At 46.1% G+C, this 13335-nt stretch carries 12 protein-coding genes; 6 read left to right on the plus strand and 6 right to left on the minus strand.

Annotated elements, in window-relative coordinates; genetic code table 11:
• Nucleotides 1–78: 78 nt before the first annotated feature.
• The 5 genes from K2Y22_15860 to K2Y22_15880 form a co-directional block, all read right to left on the minus strand.
• The gene (locus K2Y22_15860; protein ID MBX9879933.1) at nucleotides 79–1539 is read right to left on the minus strand and encodes a restriction endonuclease subunit S; all 1461 of its coding nucleotides are present in this window, start codon (nucleotides 1537–1539) and stop codon (nucleotides 79–81) included.
• Complete coding sequence (locus K2Y22_15865) at nucleotides 1536–2996, minus strand: type I restriction-modification system subunit M (protein ID MBX9879934.1); 1461 nt, start codon at nucleotides 2994–2996, stop codon at nucleotides 1536–1538. Before K2Y22_15865 ends, K2Y22_15860 begins: the two co-directional genes overlap by 4 nt.
• A 21-nt stretch (nucleotides 2997–3017) precedes the next feature.
• On the minus strand, nucleotides 3018–6377 hold the full coding sequence (hsdR, locus tag K2Y22_15870) for a type I restriction-modification system endonuclease (protein ID MBX9879935.1): 3360 nt from the start codon (nucleotides 6375–6377) through the stop codon (nucleotides 3018–3020).
• Between the two features lie 234 nt (nucleotides 6378–6611).
• Entirely contained in the window at nucleotides 6612–7178 is a 567-nt protein-coding gene (locus K2Y22_15875; protein ID MBX9879936.1) for a hypothetical protein, read from the minus strand.
• Nucleotides 7179–8022: 844 nt separating this feature from the next.
• Nucleotides 8023–8208, minus strand: coding sequence for a hypothetical protein (locus K2Y22_15880; GenBank protein MBX9879937.1), 186 nt, complete (start codon nucleotides 8206–8208; stop codon nucleotides 8023–8025).
• A 213-nt stretch (nucleotides 8209–8421) separates the two neighbouring features.
• Between K2Y22_15880 and K2Y22_15885 the strand changes: the two genes are divergently transcribed.
• From K2Y22_15885 to K2Y22_15900, 4 genes are all read left to right on the plus strand, one after another.
• Complete coding sequence (locus K2Y22_15885) at nucleotides 8422–8616, plus strand: hypothetical protein (protein MBX9879938.1); 195 nt, start codon at nucleotides 8422–8424, stop codon at nucleotides 8614–8616.
• A gap of 24 nt (nucleotides 8617–8640) precedes the next feature.
• Entirely contained in the window at nucleotides 8641–9021 is a 381-nt protein-coding gene (locus K2Y22_15890; GenBank protein ID MBX9879939.1) for a hypothetical protein, read from the plus strand.
• Nucleotides 9022–9040: 19 nt separating this feature from the next.
• Nucleotides 9041–9658 (plus strand): hypothetical protein, encoded by a 618-nt coding sequence (locus K2Y22_15895; GenBank protein MBX9879940.1) that lies wholly within the window; start codon nucleotides 9041–9043, stop codon nucleotides 9656–9658.
• A gap of 79 nt (nucleotides 9659–9737) precedes the next feature.
• Nucleotides 9738–10553, plus strand: a complete 816-nt coding sequence (locus K2Y22_15900) for a hypothetical protein (GenBank protein MBX9879941.1) — start codon at nucleotides 9738–9740, stop codon at nucleotides 10551–10553.
• Between the two features lie 8 nt (nucleotides 10554–10561).
• Here the strand turns inward: K2Y22_15900 and K2Y22_15905 are convergent, their stop codons facing one another.
• Complete coding sequence (locus K2Y22_15905; GenBank protein ID MBX9879942.1) at nucleotides 10562–10852, minus strand: hypothetical protein; 291 nt, start codon at nucleotides 10850–10852, stop codon at nucleotides 10562–10564.
• A 115-nt stretch (nucleotides 10853–10967) separates the two neighbouring features.
• Here K2Y22_15905 and K2Y22_15910 point away from each other — a divergent pair, with 115 nt between their 5' ends.
• Both K2Y22_15910 and K2Y22_15915 read left to right on the plus strand, forming a co-directional pair.
• Nucleotides 10968–11162, plus strand: coding sequence for a hypothetical protein (locus tag K2Y22_15910; protein ID MBX9879943.1), 195 nt, complete (start codon nucleotides 10968–10970; stop codon nucleotides 11160–11162).
• 820 nt (nucleotides 11163–11982) lie between these two features.
• Nucleotides 11983–13104, plus strand: a complete 1122-nt coding sequence (locus K2Y22_15915) for an energy transducer TonB (protein MBX9879944.1) — start codon at nucleotides 11983–11985, stop codon at nucleotides 13102–13104.
• Nucleotides 13105–13335: the final 231 nt, after the last annotated feature.

Here is a 13335-nt window from a genome sequence, read left to right on the forward strand (position 1 = left end):
ATTATTTGTGCCATAAAATCATCTGGAATTGGGACTTGTCCTGTATCGAAACCAAGGATTGAAGTTCTCCATTTTTGACTATTTTACTAACGCTGGTTGCTTTTTGCTTTTCCTGAGTGGGTGAGATTTGTCCTTTAGCTCATTTTGGGTTGTTTGCTGGAATCGCGCAACCAATTTGGAAGCTGGCTCGTCCGCGGGATCTTGCGAGACGAGCTCGCCGCTAAAAGCTTTGCAAAGTATGGATTGCTCCAAGTTGTCCATTTTAATTTTATTTTCGAGAACTACCTTGTTCAATACTTCTATACCTTCCAAGACAAGGCGTGCTACTCGCGCTATCTCTACTTGTTCTTTTATGCTAGGGAGTGGAATAACAGCACTCTCAATATCCAGTTGGCTTATGTGAGGAAGCTGCGTGCCGGTCTCTTGGCTTGACACATGATTAATAAACAGCGGGCTCTGCAGATAGAGAAACAAGTACTCTGCTACGAGAAGTCGTTCTAATATCATAAATCTGCCAACACGCTGAAGTAGGAGGGCTGGAATGTCACTGGCAGTAATCTTAGCGATCTTCAATCCAGCAGAGACCAACGGACGATCCATCGCAATGACAATATCCCCTTGCGTCAATCGGTAGTCGTCAAATTCAACTCCTCTTTCCTCTGCAATGAATACACTGTCGTCCCATCGAGTACTACCCGGGACAATATTTGTGCCACGCAAAAGTCTTACACCAGCTTTCTCAAACCATTGACTTTTGAAAGCATAGCCTGGTTGTAGTGATGCGACTTGTCCGACAAATGGACTGATCCATCCATCGGGAAGAACTAGCGTTTCCCCTGCTGTTGCCACTTTTTTCTGGCGGACTTTCTTTGCATCCCAAGTCCCTAAGCTCGCTAGGGTTAAGGGCGATCTATCCCGCGTAACTTCTCTCCAACGCTCAGTCAAATCTCCAGCCACAGCGGCAGCAATTATTGAGCGACGTAGGACATCCAACAAACTCGCCATGTTTATAAATCGGGTGCGGCAATCGTCAACGCGGGCGAGCAGAGCGTCAAGTTTGTCGGCAATGCGTTTCTGTTCTTTGAGTGGGGCGAGGATAAATGGAGCATTCTTACCGGCTTCTGTGCCCAGGCGTGGCATGTTGATACCATGACTTACGTCCTTTACGTACGAAAGAAAAGCCGGGTGCTTAAGCCAATAAAACAGGTATCTTTCATGTACCAAGCCATTTGTTTTCAATGGCACAATTTCTGTTGAGCAGAATCCTGATTCAGGGGCGATAAGTACTTTATTCAGATATGGGCGCAATTTACCATAAAGCACATCACCCTTTTGAAATGCGTTCTTCGTACTTTTTGATTTCCGCTGGGCAAATGATAAGTACTGAAGAATTTTTGAACTGTCTTTTTCAATATCTTCAAGTTCTAAAACCCAAGCTTCATCGGGAATATGACTCGGCTCTACCTTTGTTGTTTGTCCGTATTTAATAATATCGCCAAGCTTAAGTTCGATCCAGCCATTCGGGATTTCCCCGCTCATACCTCGACCTCCTCGCCAAGTTCAGCAAGAATTGCGCGGAGTTCGGACGTAGCTGCATCGAGTTCGCCAAGCGCTAGTTGCACAATTTCTGCCGGTTCGGGCTGGTCTTCAGCATCTCCAATGCTCTCGTCTCGAAGCCAACTTATGTCTAGGCTGTCACTGCGCTGCTCCGCGATCCATTGGCGGTCAAATTTGCGAAAGCGTCCAGTGTCACCCGTGTCAACCCGTTTAGCCAATGCGGCAGAGTCGCCGAGGGGGTTACCACCAAATGCGGTGCGGAACTCGGCGAAGTGCTTCTTTGTTAGCAGGGTCCGTTTGCCGAATTGCGGCATATTGACACGTAAATCATAAATCCAAACTTCTTTGGTGTTGTTTTTGTCTGTTGTGCCGCGTGTAAAAAACAATACATTTGTTTTTACGCCCTGTGCATAGAAGATGCCGGTAGGCAAGCGCAAAATTGTATGCAGGTTGCATTTGTCCATCAAGTCTTGGCGAATTTGTTTACCGATGTTGCCTTCAAATAGTACGTTGTCCGGGAGAACAACAGCAGCGCGTCCATCGGGGGCAAGTCCACGATATATATGTTGTAAAAATGCGAGTTGTTTATTGCTGGTAGAGAATGTGAAGTCATCTCGGTCAGGTAGTCCGCCGCCTTTCTTTGTGCCGAATGGAGGGTTTGTTAAAATAAGCGTTGCTTTGGGTAGCGCCTTGCCCTGTGGACTCAGTGTGTCACCATATCGGATACCGGCGTTTTCTCCGTCTGCATCGCTGTCAATGCCGTGAAGCATCAAGTTCATCAATGCGAGCCGGTGTGTGTCTTGTACGTGCTCCATGCCATAAAACGTTTTGGTATAGTATTTTTTCTGTTGATTCTCCTTCCAAGAGGCAATTTTTTCGTGCTCTTGAATGTAGTGGTGGGCGGCAATCAGAAAACCACCGGTCCCGGCGGCGGGATCTTGAATCACATCCGCTGAAGTTGGCTTCATCACTTGCACCATGGCATCGATTAATGGGCGCGGAGTAAAATATTGTCCGGCGCCTGATTTTTTCTCATTGGCGTTCTTTTCGAGCAAGCCTTCATATAGGTCGCCCAATCCTTCTTTCTTAGCGTCATACCAATCGAGTCCATCTATTTCACTGACAAGCGTGGATAGTGTGACTGGCTTCTTGATGAAGGTTGCGCTGTTAGCAAATATTTCCTGAACAATGCCGCGCCCATCGCGGGCAAGCTTACGGAGCAGGTCTTCGTAAAAGCGCAGACGATCCGGCGCCGACTTCTTGACGAGATCAGCCCAGCGGTAGCCAGCAGGGAGCAGTCCTTCTTTCTCGGTTTCCTGCGCCATCTTCAGAAACAGCAGGTATGTAAGTTCTGTCACATACTGGTGATACGTAACGCCATCATCTTTGAGGACGTTACACAGATTCCAAAGTTTGGCTACGATATCTTGCGTGGTCATTGCTTGATTTCCAATCTCCTCTTAAGATGCCTCTGGGCTCCAAATCAGTTCATTAAAGTGGTGCAAAATTTCTTCCAGTTCACCGTCAAACTTTTTGTTAATGGCGTTGAATCCACCGGCTTCCCGTTTGAACATCTGATCCGGCGAGTCCATCACATCTTTGTCCACCACCACATTTGCCTTCGTTTGCGCTGCAATCTTCTCCAGCCATTGCTTCTGCGGCACCGTCCAGCTTCTTGATGCAAGTATTTTGCGGAGCGCGAATTCAACACGGTCTCGCCATGGGACAAGTGGATCACCAAGCGCAGCCTGGCGAATATATCCAATGATACCAGCTGCAATGTCCTTGTTCGACTTTTCAGCCCATGCACTCTGCAAACTTCTTTCATCAAAGCCCTCGTCACTGAGCGCCAACGCCAGGGCTTTCAAATCTTTTCTGGTTAAATCACGCGGGCGCTGCAAAACCGCCTGCATCGCCGGCAAAGTATTGCCGTTGGTCTTGATGAAGTGTGCAAACTCATCAAGGTAATCTTCCGGCTTCTGATTGTGCCCGTAGCCGCGATTAACGTAGAGTAGTGTGTCGGAATGCTCGGAAACCAACAAAGATGGCACACTTTCATTTCGATTGGCGCCGTCCAAAATCTTCCCGATATTGGCATGGTTACAGAACCACTGATTAAGCTGGATTACAGGGATGCGACGCAGCTCTTTGATAAAGGCTTCCACAGACTGCCCTGCAGCAACTTCAAACTCTGCTATTGGTTTTTCTCTCATGTGCCGCTTCTTGCGAATAAGTTTTACTAAAAACTGATCACGCGCCAGCTCTAAGTGCGTAACATCTTTTATGGTTTGCAATTCCCGAGCAAGTTCTGTAAAGCTCATTTTGGGATTGACCACTACTGGCTTCATATCGGTCACATCTTGCAAGGCTTTGTAGATGCCTACAGCGTCGTAGATTCGAAATACTTCCTTGCCGATTTCATCACATCGCCTAGTTGCCCTGCCCAGCATCTGTTCGTAGAGTATGCGGCTGGTCACAGTGCGAATGAAAACGAGATTGGTAATTGGCGGCACATCAATGCCTGTAGTCAGCAGATCCACAGTTACAGCAACCTGGGGTAGAGACTCATTTTTGAATTGACGAATCAGCTTTAACGGAGCATGGGCTTGACCTGTAATCTTGACGACAGCATCGTCATCCACCTCACCATACCGCGTTTTCAATTCCTCTTTCAAAATTGTCACAACCAAGTCCGCATGCGCATCGGTTGCACAAAAGATAACCGTCTTTTCTTTCGACGGCACATCAATCTGCCGCGCCAATTCTCTGCACACAACACGATTGAAATTGCTGGTAATTACTTTACGGTTGAAATCCTCGACCTCAAGGGCAATATCATCCGAAGTGGTGAAGTGCTCAATTTTATTCTCGCCTTTCTTCAGAAGTTTAACTTTTTCGCCGGCCTTCCACTTGATTCCATTTTCGGAAAGTTCTGTCACTATAGTGATTGGCGGCTCGTGATCTATAAGCACTTCATCGAGGACAGCTTCGCGATATGTGTAGGAAAACACTGGCTCCCCGAAAATCTCAACCGTGTGTAGTGCCGGTGTTGCAGTCAAGCCAATTTTCACCGCGTCAAAATATTCGATCACACGACGGTAATTTGAAATATAGTCATTTTGATCGCGAAAATATAGTTCGGTTCCGGAAAGATCTCGGTCGAGCAAATATCCGCGATGGCACTCGTCGATAATGATGCAATCATATTCGTCTACAGGCGGTGGCGAATCCGAGTAAAATACTCGCCTTATCAGTCCTTGAATCGTTGCGATGTGCACACTTGTATCTTTGTCCGCTTTTCTATCATCAATCTCCTTAACGCCGAATATGTTCGAAAAGTTTTGCAAGTTTTCCATGCGTGTAGAATCAAAGTCACGAGCCGCTTGCTCTCCTAGTGCCGAACGGTCCACTACAAATAGCACGCGCTTGAACATTTTCGATTTCAGCAAGCGATACATCAGCGCAATCGCAGTTTTGGTCTTACCTGTGCCGGTGGCCATAGCTAGCAGGCAAATGCGCGTGCCATTGACCAAGGCATTCTCTACCGCCAGCACCGCATTTTGTTGATAGCCACGCAGGGTGAATCCATAATCAAACTTTTCTTCTTCCAGATTCTTCTCCGCTTCTCCGCGATCTCGACGAAGTAAGTCTTGCAGACCTTGTGGGCTATACCAGGAACCAATGGCGCGCGCATGATTCGTGGCGCGGCGCATATCGACAAACCACAGTCCGCTTTCTGTCTCATGCTGTTTCAAGTATTGGCGCCCATTTGTGGAAAATCCGAATGGGACACGAAACCGCCCATCAGCCCAGGGTGAACCTTCCGGTATTTGCATTTCCGGCGTAAATTTGAACTCACCGCTGTATCGTTTTGCTTGTTTTATGTCTTCAGCAACATTCTTGATGCCTTTCTTGGCTTCAACTGTGGCCACTGGAGTCAATCCGACGAATAAAACGTAGTCTGCACGCCCAGTCTCGGTAGGCCATTCAGCAATAGCCATGTTTCGCCCCTTCTCTGGGCGAGTGCCCAGGGCATAGCGAAGCATCGTAGTATCAGCTTCCCATCCAGCATCGCGTAGCTGCTGGTCTATCAATGTGCGCGTGGCAGCTTCGTCCATGTCCCACCACTTGACTGATGCAGCTTTAGACAGCTGTTCGCTTGTCTTTACCGCTTGAGCAGGATGAGCTTGCGCCTTCGCTTGCAGCGCTTCTAGTTGTGCTGTGATTTCTTCGTTTTTTCTGTCCTTTTCCTGCGCCAGCTTCCCCAGAGCTTCCTTCTCTTCTCGTGTTTGGACAGCTTCCTTGATGGCTTTATCTCGCTCTACCTGCAGCCTCTCAAGCTCTTCAGTGACAATTGTGCTTGCATCTGCAGGCGGTGCCGGCGGAATGAATGGCCCGCTCTTGAAATTTATATCGCGTGTGGCTCGGTGATACCATACCGCAAGCTGCCGTGCCATCTTCAGCGCGCTTAGCGAATCGCCGGCGCTTCCGTGTAAATTGTGGTTCGCTTGATTGCCGATTTTACGAAGGTCGTGAAAGACCCGAGCGACGTCCGCATTTAGATGGCCAGCTGCATCAAGGCGCCGAAGCAAGTCCAATTGGCTTTCTTGGGTGCTAGTGTACATGCCGACGTTGGCAGCAACCGTCTGCGCAAGCAATTCTGCAAATTGGCGAATTTTGATGAGGCAGGTATTTGGGTCATCGCTAAAATACTGCTCCGCCCGCATTCCTAGCTTCGCCAAATCTGGCGCATAGGCTGCCAAAATCCAGAAGTTACTGGATTGCGAATCTGAGGATCTACCGCTGGGATTGCTGGACATTTACTATTACAGGCGAATGACAAGCCTAATAGTATATTGCTGGCTCACCATCAGGGGAAATGCCTCGGTAAATTAAGATTAAACCGGTGACAGACCCATAAGTTTCCCCACCTTCGACGCCTGTCTATTCCTAGATGTAGAGAACATTGTCAATATGTAAGCGCGCAAAATGACGTGCGGCTCTCTACCGCCTCCGCTAAATTGACCCAAAAGGTCTACTATCGGCGGATGTCACTAATCTTTCTCCCGAAAATGTTCGCGTGCATAAAATCTACAACCTTTCCAGATAAAAAAGTTCGTCCTTCGAATACGTTGGAAGTGAGCCTTTGTCCAGTATCGTCGAAGCTTTAACTGCTTTGCTTTGAAATCCGGAGACTGTATATCCATATCTAGAGGGAATGGTTTACATGCGACAAAACTATGTCCGGCACCAAACCGCACACAAATTTCACGCATAATCTCAAGTCCTGCTCCAGCTCCCCTATATTCGGACTTGAGTTCAATTTTGTGAATCAACATAATCCCTTCGCCCGCACAATCTCCAAGCTCAGGAGCGCATTCCTCCCAAAGATCAGCAAGTTCTTGGCTGTGTTCATCGCAAGCTTCCGCTAAGTCTTGAAAGCAATCAGGTCGAAGTCGATAGAATTTGACTTCTCCTATCTCGGTTTCATCGATCATCAACTTGCCGTACCAGTTTTCAATCAAAAAATCAAAATCCTGCTCATCTTCTTCAAAAAGAGAGATTGAACAATTTAGATCTAAACGAAGAAATTCCAGATTGGGAATGTGTTGTTTATTCAAGTGCCTATACCCAAGTTAGTTTTCGTATGCCAACCTACTACGCTCAAAGGAGCCTTTTCTAGATTACACTTCGCACTAATGGAACATTCGAGGTAACCAGTCCTATCCTTCCATTTCTACCAATTGTTCAAACTATACGAGAATATGTCAGCAATGCTCAATTCTACGTTCAACACGGCAGCTAAGTCATGCGCGTCGCGCACAAAAACACGGCCAACACGCAATAAGCTTATCAATTGTCCACCAGGCAATCAATTTGCCAGTAGCGGGGACCAAGTCACAGTACCGACATGACTTGTTTCCGTTGGAGGCAAACAACTTTATATGCGTTGGAATTTCATATTCAGAACTTAACCATGTTTGCGCATCTTTCTCGCTCGCATAATCAATGATCAGCCGCGCTATGAGAGTATCAGTTTCCTGACTAATTTCGGGGCTTTGAGGGAGCAGCCGCATCTGTCTGATCCGGTCTATTATTTTGATACTTTCTGGAGCGACCTTTACCTCGGTCAATCCGCTATCGGACAATTCAGCTACACGTTTGGCGCAAACCAAGCAGCTAGCACGACGCAGCGCTGGATCCCAGCTGATTTGTTCGCCGGCTTTAATCTGCCGTCCGCAATTACACTTCGAAGCAAAGCGAGCCGGAATAACTCTTTGAGAGTTATATTCTCGATCGCCGCCACTTTTTCGAAGTCTAAATACCATGACAGGTATATATCAACATGTGGGCTTACAGTCGAGGGGCAAAGTCCCACTGAATCCGATTTTTTAACAGTCCAAGACTGTCTCTTACGTTGCTAATCATCCAGTGAGCGCGACCAACTCTTTGCTGTCCTGGGATTCATTCCGAATCGTCCAATTCTTTCATGTCACTCATGTATTCAAAGTCAGCATCGTCTTTTAGGTACGCGGCTATTTCTTCAACTGTGAGCGCAGAGGAATCACGATACTCGCCCTTTGAGCCGTCCCAGACTCGTTCTCCCTTGGTCTTAATCACTTTTGCTTTCTGAATCCAATATTCGGTCATTCTGACGCACCCCCGTTTACGGTTATATCACGCCAAATCTGTGGATGGAGACAGTCAATTTATGCCACTTTTATCGAAAAATCTTGAATTTCCGGCTCTCATTGGGGAATCCCCCAAAGATAGATATAAGACAAACTTCTATTATCATGTCGTGAGTTCGAGCTGGGACGGCTTGTCGAAAGATTCAACTGTAGTACGAGGAACAAGAAAACCATGGGGCAGACGCAAGAAAAAAATATTGGATTGTTTGATCTTGACGGTAGTCTAGCCAATTACGATAAGGCAATCCTTGCTGAATTGGACATATTGCGATCACCTGGAGACCCTGAACTTGAATATCCTCGGCAGGCTGACCTGTATCCACACATCAAAGCAAGAGTTGATCTCATCGCCAAAGTACCAAACTAGTGGCTAAATCTGGAACCAATTCCAATGGGATTTCAAATTTTGGAACTAGCACGGGAAATCGGGTTCCAAATAAATGTGTTAACACAAGGACCAAGAAGTAAACCACTCGCATGGAAAGAAAAAGTGGAGTGGTGTCAGATCCATGTGGGTGCAAATGTAGACATCCATATCACACGCAATAAGGGAATGGTGTACGGAAAGTTTCTTTACGACGATTATCCCGAGTACATGTTGAAATGGCTTCAACACCGTCCACGAGGTCTAGGAATTATGCCTCTCAACAAACAAAACAAGGATTTTGCCCATCCTCAAGTTGTGATGTGGGATGGTACAAATATCCAACAAGTGGCAGAAGCGTTGCGCACGGTTTATAAGCGACAACCTGGTGAAGCATTGGTTATTTAAAACAGCAGGAGACAGAAAAATGTCACGAGATTGGCTTGATTTTAAAGAATGCGTAGAGGTGTCACGAAAAATCGTTCATGCCAGCCTTGATTGCCATATGATTTTTTCATTTGAAGCATTGATAAAAAGTGAATTTGAGAAAATCATAAAAGATTTGTCGTCCAACAATCAAGGCGCGGATACAGCTAGGGATAACTATAGTGACTGCATGTGGCTATTAAGGGACGCACTTCACTTTTGTACCATGATTAAGGAGTATTGGTCTGATTCTCATCATTATAGTCAACCCATGCGTTGGCTAAAATTTACCAACGAACTGGCGTTACAGGGAAAGACGCAGTCGGCGCTGGTGGTAACCAACAATAGTTATGACAAAAGTGGCGAAAAGACGATAAGACGAATTGATTGTGAGCTTCACCAAGACAAACGTGACTCCGAAATAAGATGCCACACAACATCCTTTTCTTTATCTGCCTATCATCTGCAAGATCGGACTTGGAGCATCAGACATGAGGATGTCACCAGTCCGGACAATAACGTTTTTTATGCCTTCGTGTTTCCTGGACTCGAAGCTATGGGTTTTGCAACGCCGACGCTCGATACATGGAACGGAAGTTGGAGCACTTCAAGCAAATAGACGCAGCTGATTCGTGTATGCATCGCACAATAGGAATTGGACTGCACTACGGTATAAATTCCCTGACAAGGTAAGTGATATGGGAGCTAAGCATCTTTACAAATCTGCGAAGCAATGCATAGACAACGACGACTACGAAAGAGCCGTTGAGCTTCTCTCACGATATTTAGCCGAATGCCCAGAAGACTCCCAAGCATACTATCAACGCGCAGTAGCCTACGACGGACTTGGAATAGAGCCCGAATTATATGGTGAAAAACCACCCTATACTCAAGAAGCAATAACAGATTACGAACTAGCCATAAAACTTGGATTTGAAAGTCCTGAAATTTTTTGGCACCTCGCTCTAGATTACTTTAGACAAAATAACTGGATGAAGACAATTGAAAACATTCAGCTATATCAGAAGCCTGAAGAAAGAGACTCGTTTCTGTCGAAAATGATAGTCACATGCTACTTCAATGCGGGGAAACTTACTGAATGCATCGAAGCGGCACCAGTTGTGATAGAAGATCCACTCTACAGATGTGATATCCGCCGTATGCGCGGCATCTCCTATTTCTATCAAGGGAAATTCCAACACGCGCTGGAAGACTTTGAGCGTATTATTGAGATAAGAAAGATTCCGGAGGCAGGATATATTTATACCCCTCTCTCTACATTTGTTCTTCGAGCAATTACCTTAACGGAGCTCGGACGATACAAGGAAGCGGTGAAGGAATTTACAACTTCGATAGAACGAGACATCTTTCCACGAGCGTGCTTAATTCAAAGAGCTCGCTGCTATCAAGCTCTGGGATTCGATGAAGAAGCTGCTGCCGATTTAAAAGAGTCCGAACTTCACAAGGAAGAAGACGTCTTTAGAAATAGCATTATGTCTATGGAAGCCGTCTGACCTCAAGGTCATTTCTTACCGTGACTTGAGCCTCCGCCCTTATGGCTGTCCGGAATATCGGCAGCCGTTGGTCGATGAATAGCAGTAGGCGTGATCGCTGGCTTGGGGACCTGACTCAAGAACCAAAAGACTACGCCGGCTGCGAGCAGACAGAGAAACAGGAAAAACGCGTTGAATTTGAAACCCGTCAACGAGTTTTCATACCGCGAAGTGCTATCAAGGAAATCAAACCAATCGCCACCGCGATTTAGCACTTTTAACAGTATGACCGCAACGACTACGAAACTAATCCATTCCACGGGTTAACTAACCTCGATTCAGAAACAAATTGCGTTAATCATAGCAAAACCAAACCGACTTCACACAAATTTCACGCTCAAGTACTACGCTCAAAGCAGGAGAGAAGGAGGAGTTATGAAAGCCGCAACCATTAATCAAGAATGCTGGTCAGCCGCGGAAGTCGGCTCCTTTTCCCATGATTTGAAACGAGCACTAAATATTCAATTGCGGGAATTCATCTACTGGCTCTACGACGTGGACAGCGACAAACCAGAGAAGTTAGATGCGACTGTCATAAAGAGTCTTTGTTTTATTAGAACATCACTTTAATTAGACCTTTGCGATACTGCCTCTTGTTTGCGCTACAATGCAATCATAACGTTTACAAGCGTCTCATTGAAGACGGAATCTATTGAAAAAACATGAGTTTAAGATCGGCGAACGATTTTACACGGGAACCGGTTTGTGGATTTGCACGGCGTTAAGCGACACAGAAATCAGAGCAAAGCTGCTATCAACACACTTAGAGAAAACTTGGGCTATCATAAGCGCTTTTGGAGAAGTAAGCTTCAACAATAGACATTGGCCATCATGCCGTAGAGAAATCGAACAAGGAACAAATGAGAGAACACAGAAAAGAACGCCTTGTTTTCGCTGCTACAACGACGATAGATCTGTGCCGTTCACAATTCTCAGGCTAGGAGTCGAATACATAAATGGCACACCAATAAATCGTGGCACCGTGACTCTAGTCTGCGTTCGATGCCAACGCCCTGGAGACAAGAGCTCCCTGCAATTTGGCAAGTACAAATGGATATGCCTTTGTGGAGCAAACATTTGGCAGGATGATCTGAAAACCGATCATAAGTGCGTCACGTGCGGTCGCGAGCGAGGATTTTGGACGCCGGTCGAGCATTCATAATCGTGGACGTTCTTGCACCGGCATCCTTGACCTGTCCCTGGTATAAGCCCCATTTAACACATGACAGCCAAACGCCCTCGCGAGACGACGGTTCCCCCATCTCAGCTTTGGCGCAAGCTTAGATAGCTCGAACTTTTGCCTATGAACACGATAAATCTTTGCGCATATTAATACATATTGGCTATATCAATGATATAAAGCATCAATGCAATTAGGAGGATCCTTACCGTGAAGCAAGGTATAGCTTTTGCTGCCTTATCGTGTTCACTGATGGCGCAATTAGCCGTTGCTGGAGCAACTAAAGACTGCCAAGGAAAATTAGTTAGTTCCTCTGCCACAACAGAGCAGCCACAGTTGGGTTCCAAGACTAGTCATGCATCGATTGACAAGACTAATGCTGAAAATATTGGTGGCAATTGGATCGGTCATGCTAATTCTCGAGACCTAGATTGTTCTATATCGTTGCAGATGAAACAGTCAAACGGAAGACTCGAAGGAACTTTGACGACAGTAGGCAAAGAAGGGTCAGCAAAGCACTATCTCCAAGGACAGTTTGATAGTGAACAAAACATGTATGTCTTCAAAGACATCGGAGTCGATTTAGAATGGGGCGCACCAGGATTTTGTCCAACAGCAGTGGACAAGTACGAATTACATTTGGTGGAAGATGGAAGAAAATTAGTTGGAACGGGACACCAACGCTCCGAGCGACTCTGGATTGCTTTGAGCAGAGAAAAACCTCAGATACAAAACAATGGCCAGTTATCCACGCAAAATAGATTTATTCAAGAAACGAGTCATCAAACAAAGGAGCAATATGTGGCTCCTTCTTTTGAGAAGAACGACATGGCGGCACCAACAAAGCAAGTGGGGAACACAGCAAAGAGTTCTACCACCAACAAACTCAGTAAGCCATTTAAGATTGGACCAGAGGCCGTTTCCTATATGACCGCTGTAGAAAGGGCAATCAAAAAGCACTGGCACCCACATATGAGTCTTTCCAGCAGGCTCGTCACTGTAGATTTTCAAGTAAATGAAGATGGTAGTGTGTCCGACTTAACGCTCGACGACGATTCGACTCCAATTGATGATTATACAGAGGCGGCATTTGATGCCATACAGAAAGCAGCACCATTTCTACCTCCTCCGCAAAAGCTTGTCGAAGCTGCCTATTCTGATGGCGAAAGTGGTGTCAAAATTCGATTTTCCTTTGATTACAACCGGTTGCATGGGCCAAACAACTTCTACCATTCAATACCACAACCATCTCCGCCAATGACTCCGTCCTTCTTTAACGGTAGTAGCGGCAGAGCCACTGCAACTTCATCTTCTTTTGCCATAAGCAGATGATTGTTTCCAATTAATTGGTCAAAGTACACCGTGCATTGAGAGGTTGTTGTAGACATGGACAACTCTATTTCTGCCACTTCAGCAGACAGCTGTGAGCAATTTCAAAAACCACAACCACTTCATAACGAATTTGTTGGTTCAATGATCCGTCAGAGTCCTCGAACCTTTTACGACTGGGCGGGTGTTTCTCTTATGACGATCGTTTGCTCAATTTATTTCACTGGGTTCGTA

The sequence above is a fragment of the Candidatus Obscuribacterales bacterium genome (assembly GCA_019744775.1).
Classification (GTDB): Bacteria; Cyanobacteriota; Vampirovibrionia; order Obscuribacterales; family Obscuribacteraceae; genus SBAT01.

What these genes read in the sequence shown, in the direction of transcription:
- K2Y22_15860 (MBX9879933.1), bottom strand. Translation starts at nt 1,539, where the DNA reads ATGAGCGGGGAAATCCCGAATGGCTGGATCGAACTTAAGCTTGGCGAT.
- K2Y22_15865 (MBX9879934.1), bottom strand. Translation starts at nt 2,996, where the DNA reads ATGACCACGCAAGATATCGTAGCCAAACTTTGGAATCTGTGTAACGTC.
- hsdR (MBX9879935.1), bottom strand. Translation starts at nt 6,377, where the DNA reads ATGTCCAGCAATCCCAGCGGTAGATCCTCAGATTCGCAATCCAGTAAC.
- K2Y22_15880 (MBX9879937.1), bottom strand. Translation starts at nt 8,208, where the DNA reads ATGACCGAATATTGGATTCAGAAAGCAAAAGTGATTAAGACCAAGGGA.
- K2Y22_15885 (MBX9879938.1), top strand. Translation starts at nt 8,422, where the DNA reads ATGGGGCAGACGCAAGAAAAAAATATTGGATTGTTTGATCTTGACGGT.
- K2Y22_15890 (MBX9879939.1), top strand. Translation starts at nt 8,641, where the DNA reads ATGGGATTTCAAATTTTGGAACTAGCACGGGAAATCGGGTTCCAAATA.
- K2Y22_15895 (MBX9879940.1), top strand. Translation starts at nt 9,041, where the DNA reads ATGTCACGAGATTGGCTTGATTTTAAAGAATGCGTAGAGGTGTCACGA.
- K2Y22_15900 (MBX9879941.1), top strand. Translation starts at nt 9,738, where the DNA reads ATGGGAGCTAAGCATCTTTACAAATCTGCGAAGCAATGCATAGACAAC.
- K2Y22_15910 (MBX9879943.1), top strand. Translation starts at nt 10,968, where the DNA reads ATGAAAGCCGCAACCATTAATCAAGAATGCTGGTCAGCCGCGGAAGTC.